Genomic DNA, 4,350 nt, shown 5'->3' on the forward strand with positions numbered 1-4,350 from the left:
GGCGGGTCGAGGTCAGCGGGGACGGCACGATCGCCAAGGCGCTGCGCACGGGGTGACATGATCGCCGAGCCGTCGGTGAGGGGTGGGGGATCGCCGAGGCCCTTCGCGCCGGGTCAGGCGATCGACATAGCCCTTCGCGCGGGGGTGAAACAGAAGAAAGCCCGCCGGAGCGGGCCTTCTTGAGCAGTCGTCAGGCGCCCGGGGGCACCCGGGAGGGCCGCCCCGAGCCGCGGGTCAGCGCGTACCCGCCGACCCCGGCCAGCGCGGCGAGGACACCGCCGATCGCGGTCCACACCCAGCGGTCCGACCACCAGCCGGAGGACCAGCCGTCCTCGGGCTCGATGGCGGACAGGACGGCGGAGGAGTCCTTCGAACCCTCGTCGTCCGCCTCGGACTTCACCGCGATGCCCGGCACCAGCGGCTCGGCCAGGGAGCCGTCCACCGCCGCCGAACCGCCGATGTCCTTGGAGTCGATCCGGACCTCCGTGCCGACCGGCAGACCCAGATCGGCCGTGGTGAGGCCGACGGCCGTCAGCCGGACGTAGTAGGTGCCCGGCAGCGGGTCGTTGGCCCACGCCTCCGACCAGGCGCGGACCGTGCGCAGGGTGCAGGCCAGCTCCACCGAGGCGGCACCCGCGGCGGCGGTGCGGGTCTGGGCGCCGTATTGGCAGGACTGGCGGCGGCGCAGCCCGTCGTACACGTCGATCTGCCAGGTCTGCGAGGCATGGGTCTCGGGCAGCTTCACCGTCGCCTTCACGGTGGGGCGCTGACCGGCGTCCGCGGGGAACGACCAGTACAGGTAGTCGCCCGTGGAGCCGCTCGCCGTGGCGGTCCGCCCCTGCTCGACCTCGGCGGCCGTACGGAAGGATGTGCCCGCCTGGGTGGGCGCGTCACCGTCCGCCGAGGCCGAATCCGTCGGCGTCGGCGAGGAGTCGGCCACCGCCGGTGCGGCGGCCAGCCCCAGCAACAGCAGGGAAGCGCTCAACGCGCGTGTGATCCTCATCAGTTGGTCCTCCAGACCGCGACCCGCCAGCGTGACAGCCAGCCCCACAGCAGACCGGCGACGAAACCGGCGAGGATCAGCACGCCGAGCAGCCACCAGCCGCGCCCGAGGCCGAAGGAGGCCACGTCGCTCGCGTGCGAGGGCCCGTCCACGACGTCGACGGTCAGCTCCAGGGGCAGACCCGGGGTGGTCTTGACCCCGGCGGCCGCCGAGAAGGAGCTGGTGACCTGGAGGCACACGGTCTCGGCCGGGGCGTCGTCATCGTCGCTCTCGGCCTTCGGGTACCTGAGCCCGGTGGAGATCACATCGGTACGGCCGTTGCCCGCACCCTCCCCGCGCACGATCTCCCGGCCGTGCACGGTCACCGCCCGCAGCAGCACCCCGTACGACGGGTTCACGGCGCGGTCGGCCCCCACGCTCACCGAGGCCCGCAGCTCCTGGCCCGGGTCGACGTCCACCCGGTACCAGCGCTGCTGGGTGAACTCCTCGCGGTCGGTGTAGAGCCCCGACTTCAGCGTGGGCGCCGCGGCGCAGCTGCCGGCCCCCTCGGTCGCCACCGGCGTCACCACCGGGTCGGCCGCCCGGTCCACCAACTGGTTGACCTTGTCGGTGAGTTCGTCGGCGTGCTCGACCGAGGTGTAGGTACCGCCGGTCGCCTCCGCGATGCAGCTCAGCTGCTGCCGCATCTTGGTGTTCGGGACCAGCCCGAGGGTGTCGATGGTCAGCCCGATGCCCTTGGCGGCGATCTCGCGGGCCACCTCGCACGGGTCGAGCGGGGCGCAGGTGTCCTCGCCGTCACTGATCAGCACGATCCGCTTGGAGGAGGCGCTGTCGGTGAAGTCTCCCGCGGACTTCAGCAGGGCGGGGCCTATCGGTGTCCAGCCGGTCGGCGAGAGGGTCGCCACCTGCGTCTTGGCCTCGGTGCGGTCCAGGGTGCTGACCGGGTAGAGCTGCGCGGTGTCCTTGCAGCCCGTCTTCTGGTTGTCGCCCGGGTAGTTGGCGCCGAGGGTCCGGATGCCGAGCTGGACCTCCTCGGGGGTCGCGTCCAGCACCTCGTTGAAGGCCCGCTTCGCCGCCGCCATCCGGGAGCCGCCGTCGATGTCCGCCGTCCGCATCGAGCCGCTCACGTCGAGGACGAGATCGACCTGCGGCGCGGTGCCGCCCGTGGGTTCACCGGCGGCCGCCGCCACCGGGAAGGCGATCCCGGCCGTCAGGGCGGCGAGCAGGGCGCCCACTCCCGCCGCCAGCCGTTTTCTTGTGATCATCGCCGGATCCTATTGATCAGGGCCGCCGGGCTCCAAAACGGGCAGGGAAAACGCCGCTCACAGAAGGGGGTTGGGCAGTTCGGTCCACTGGTCGCCCGCGGTCCCCGGCGAGAGCCGCATCAGCGTCAACGCCTTCGTCGGCAGCGGCTGTTCGAGCAGCGCCGCCAGGTCGGGAGTGCGCGGAAGATCCCGTACGGCCGTCTCCAGCGCCCCTCGCAGCGCCGGTGCCGAACCCGCCGTGGCGGCGAGGGCCCCGGCCACCAGGGAGCCGAACAGCTTGCGCCGCAGGGCCCGCACGTCGTCCGTGACGACCCGTCCGGACAGGGCCGGAACCGGGATGCCGTGCCGGGCCAGTCCGGCCGGGCTGACCCGGATGTCGGCGAGGTCGCGGTAGACCAGCCCGAGCGGAGCGCCCGACTCGGACAGGACGACGAGGAGGTTCTGGCCGTGGGCCTCCAGGGCGACGCCGAGCTCCAGGAGCCGCAGCCCGGCCGTGAGCGCCAGCCGGGTGAACTCGGCCAGCCAGGACGGGGATGCGGGCAGTCCGGTGGTCGCGAGGGCGGCCACGGGCAGGACCCGGTCGCCGTACACCTGGGGGGACTCGCGCAACACGGCGGCCAGTTCGGGGGTTCCGGCGGTCACCGCCCCCAGCGTGCGGGTGAACCGCAGCAGCCCGTCCATGCGTTCCGTCAGCGTCTCCGCGAACTCCGAGAGGATCGCCGACATGCCGATCGAGTAGACCGAGATGTCCCGCACCGAGGACGTCAGCCGTGCGCTGAGCGCCGTCTTCACATGCGGCCCGCCGCCGGTCAGGGCCAGGGTGCGCAGGGACATCAGCGGGTGGGCCGGGACCCCTTCCGGCAGGGGGCGCTTCAGCACGTGCTCCGCCTGCCAGGGATGCACGGGCAGCAACAGCCGCTCCCCGTCCCGCAGCTCGGCCGGCCACGCGCCCGTCACCAGGCACTCGCCGGCCGGCACGGGGACCGACCCCAGCCGGACCAGGGGCCGGTGCTCGGGCCCGTAGGCCAGTTGCTCGGCCACCGAGAAGCCGGGCCGGGCACGGCAGTTGGGGTGGTACGGGTGCCCGTCGACGATCCGCTGCTCCCACTCCCAGTCGTGCTCGGGCCACTCCTGCGAGCGGGGCGGCTGGCCTGCCCGGGACAGCGCCAACGACGCGACACTGTCGGCGAGTTCCGCCGCGAAGTCCGTCCCGTGCGGCACTGCGAGGCAGGTCATCAGGCGCGCCGGGTCGTCATGGGCGACCTCGTCGAGCCGTACGGCGGTGACCTGGGCGGCGGTGGCGAACGGATCCGGGTGCGGGCCGTGCAGCCGACGGCCGTCCGCGAGACGCAGGGTGAGCCCCTCCCGGCCGCCCTCCCGCGCCGTGATCCACGGCAGCGGCTCGTGCGTGAGCCCCCGCCACAGCCGGGACAGCACGGCCGCCCGGGCGCCGGGCAGCTCAGCCTCGTACCGCGCCACGAGGTCGGGGCGCAGGACGGCCAGCTCCTCGGCGAACTGGACCTCGGCGGCGCGGGGACGGTGCACGGGCGGACTCCTCGGGTACGACTGGTGGCACAGCGGGCCGGTGACGGCAGACATACTGATCGGCATCGCCCCAGATGAACCGTAGAGAACGAGTGAACCCCGTGGATCTCCTGCCCCCGCCGGCCGGCACCGCCGTCGCACACCGCGCCGACGCGTACGCGGCGGCGCCCCTGCTGAACTGCCTCCTGCGCGAGGTGGCCGAGCGGCTCCCGGAACCCGGCGAGCGCCCGGTGTACCGGCTGCCCGGCGGGCGGCTGCTCAGGGTGCGGGGCGAGCGGCGGCCCGCCGAGCCCGAGGTGCGCACGGCGACCGGCTGGCGCCGGGTCGGACACACCGAGCTCGTGAAGCTCGTCGCCGAGGAGCTGACCCGGCACACGGGCGTGTCCAACCACGAGCTGCCCGCCGAGATGATCGACAGCCGGGACGCGGTGGCCGCCCTGCTCACGGCACGGGACCGGGTGGCGGCGCCCGGTGACCCGTATCGGCGCTCCGAGCAGAGCCTCGTCACCGGCCATCCCCACCATCCCGCCCCCAAGG

At 73.7% G+C, this 4,350-nt stretch carries 3 protein-coding genes and 1 pseudogene; 1 reads left to right on the forward strand and 3 read right to left on the reverse strand.

What is annotated here, in order from left to right:
* Positions 1-190: 190 nt before the first annotated feature.
* The 3 genes from EHS43_RS38465 to EHS43_RS38475 are packed head-to-tail and all read right to left on the reverse strand — an operon-like array spanning position 191 to position 3,813.
* On the reverse strand, positions 191-1,003 hold the full coding sequence (locus EHS43_RS38465; protein ID WP_125195232.1) for a hypothetical protein: 813 nt from the start codon (positions 1,001-1,003) through the stop codon (positions 191-193).
* A complete protein-coding gene (locus tag EHS43_RS38470; protein WP_125195233.1) occupies positions 1,003-2,268 on the reverse strand; it encodes a VWA domain-containing protein in 1,266 nt (421 codons plus the stop codon). The genes EHS43_RS38465 and EHS43_RS38470 overlap by 1 nt, the downstream gene beginning before the upstream one ends.
* A gap of 57 nt (positions 2,269-2,325) precedes the next feature.
* Positions 2,326-3,813, reverse strand: a complete 1,488-nt coding sequence (locus EHS43_RS38475; RefSeq protein WP_125195234.1) for an IucA/IucC family protein — start codon at positions 3,811-3,813, stop codon at positions 2,326-2,328.
* Positions 3,814-3,887: 74 nt separating this feature from the next.
* Between EHS43_RS38475 and EHS43_RS38480 the strand changes: the two are divergent.
* Positions 3,888-4,350 (forward strand): annotated as a pseudogene (locus tag EHS43_RS38480) (IucA/IucC family siderophore biosynthesis protein); the annotation flags it as partial.

Source organism: Streptomyces sp. RP5T, assembly GCF_003933965.1.
Taxonomy (GTDB): domain Bacteria; phylum Actinomycetota; class Actinomycetes; order Streptomycetales; family Streptomycetaceae; genus Streptomyces.